The following is a 576-nucleotide window of genomic DNA, read 5'->3' as shown; positions in this document are numbered from 1 at the left end:
CGCTCGTTCTCAATCCTGAACCGCACAATCGCCAAAAGCCGGTAATTTTTATAAGGCAACGGGCTAAACAGGGCAATCTGGGTGCCTGACTTGGCGTAGAACCCCACCATGTCATCGTCTTCATAATTCGATGCCTTGTAGAACACGACGCGGTTAATCGCGGTGAAAGGGTAGCGGGTCGGGTTGGAGAACCAAATGCGCTGCTCGACGCCTTCGGAAGAAATCTTCACGTAGGCAACGTGCACATACCGCAAGTATGCGGCAAATATCGCTGATACTAACAAGGCCGTTATGTCAATCGTTATACTTGCTGATTCAGGGTCAAAAAATATATGACCTGCAAACATAGCACACGGAAAAACGGGGGTAAATATCGTAATGAGAGCTTCGAGCCGAGTAACCCGTCGAATATAGATACCCTCACGTTGCCGTTGCTTATCTTTCCAGCGCTGCACCTCGTAATTAATGAGGACGTAAAACGTCGCAACTGTTGTGAACGCAGCGAAGATACCCCAGAAGATAATCAGGAAAGTGCGCATGGTGGGTTCTCGTTTCGTGTGGTTGGTGAATAGGAAG

The 576-nt window shown here is 48.6% G+C and carries 1 protein-coding gene; it reads right to left on the bottom strand.

Annotated elements, in window-relative coordinates; all coding sequences use genetic code 11:
* The coding region (locus HMPREF2879_RS06900; RefSeq protein WP_070635118.1) for a hypothetical protein at positions 1-539 on the bottom strand (539 nt) is incomplete at its 3' end.
* Positions 540-576 lie beyond the last annotated feature (37 nt).

The organism is Rothia sp. HMSC069C04 (assembly GCF_001812895.1).
Classification (GTDB): Bacteria; Actinomycetota; Actinomycetes; order Actinomycetales; family Micrococcaceae; genus Rothia.
The sequence above is the reverse complement of the archived record's forward strand: the minus strand, read 5'-3'. Positions and strand labels throughout refer to the sequence as shown.